The sequence below is a fragment of the Streptomyces violaceorubidus genome (genome assembly GCF_000717995.1).
Taxonomy (GTDB): Bacteria; Actinomycetota; Actinomycetes; order Streptomycetales; family Streptomycetaceae; genus Streptomyces; species Streptomyces violaceorubidus.
In genome coordinates, this window is sequence record NZ_JODM01000107.1 from 1 (window position 1) to 1,337 (window position 1,337).

A 1,337-nucleotide genomic window follows, 5' to 3' on the forward strand; every position below is an offset into this window, starting at 1 on the left:
CTGTCCCTGGACAAGGTCAACGTCAACGGCGGCGCCATCGCGCTCGGCCACCCCCTCGGCGCCACCGGCGCGATGATCCTCGGCACCCTCGTGGACGAATTGGAGCGCCGGGACGAGCGCTACGGGCTGGCGACCCTGTGCGTGGGCGGCGGCATGGGCATCGCCACCGTCGTCGAGCGCCTGTGAACCCCGCCCGGCCGGCGCCGCCCCCCACCTCACTGGAGACCTCAGTCATGGACATCACCGAACGGCCCTCCACCATCCGCTGGGAGGAGTCCGAGGACCGCGTCGTCACCCTCGTCCTGGACGATCCGAGCCAGTCCGTCAACACCATGAACGCCGCGTTCATCGACTCGCTGGACGCCGTCGCGCAGCGGCTCGTGGAGCGCCGTGACGACATCCGCGCAGTCCTCGTGACCTCCGCCAAGAAGACCTTCTTCGCCGGCGGCGACCTGCGGGACCTGATCTCCGTCACGCCCGCCACCGCACAGCGGTCCTTCGAGGCGGGGATGCGGGTCAAGCGCTCGCTGCGTGTCCTGGAGACCCTGGGCAGGCCGGTCGTCGCCGCGATCAACGGCGCGGCCCTCGGCGGCGGTTACGAGATCGCGCTGGCCTGCCACCACCGCGTGGTGCTCGACACCCCGGCCGCACGGGTCGGGCTCCCCGAGGTCACCCTGGGCCTGCTGCCGGGCGGCGGGGGAGTGACCCGCACCGTCCGGATGTTCGGCGTCGTGGGCGCCCTGCGCACCGTCCTCCTCGAAGGCACCCAGTACGGGCCGGCCGACGCCCTCGAAGCCGGTCTGGTCGACGAGGTCGCCGACAACCGCGAGGACATGCTCGCCAGGGCCCGCGCCTTCATCGACGCCCACCCGGAGTCCTGCCAGCCCTGGGACCGGCCCGGCTACCGCGTCCCCGGCGGCACGCCCTCCCACCCGAAGCTCGCGGCCGAGCTCTCCGCGCTGCCCGCGCTGCTCAGGAAGCGGACCGGCGGGGCCCCCTACCCCGCGCCGCGCAACATCCTCGCGGCGGCCGTGGAGAGCGCCCAGGTCGACCTGGACACGGCCTTCGTCGTGGAGGCCCGGTACCTGACGGAACTCGTCACCGGCCAGATCACCAAGAACATGATCCAGGCGTTCTTCTTCGATCTCCAGGCGGTCAACTCGGGCGCGAACCGCCCGAAGGGCTTCGAGCCGGGGAAGGTGTCCAAGGTCGCGGTGCTGGGCGCGGGGATGATGGGCGCGGGCATCGCCTACTCGTGTGCCCGCGCGGGCATCGAGGTGGTGCTGAAGGACGTCTCGCTGGAGGCGGCGCTCAGGGGCAGGGCGTACTCGGAGAAG

1 protein-coding gene and 1 pseudogene are annotated in these 1,337 nt (G+C 72.2%); both read left to right on the forward strand.

Annotated features, from left to right (window positions below; translation table 11 throughout):
- Positions 1-186: pseudogene (locus IE94_RS36625) on the forward strand (acetyl-CoA C-acyltransferase); the annotation flags it as partial.
- A 47-nt stretch (positions 187-233) separates the two neighbouring features.
- On the forward strand, positions 234-1,337 hold a 1,104-nt coding region (locus tag IE94_RS0134175), incomplete at its 3' end, for an enoyl-CoA hydratase-related protein (RefSeq protein ID WP_030192275.1).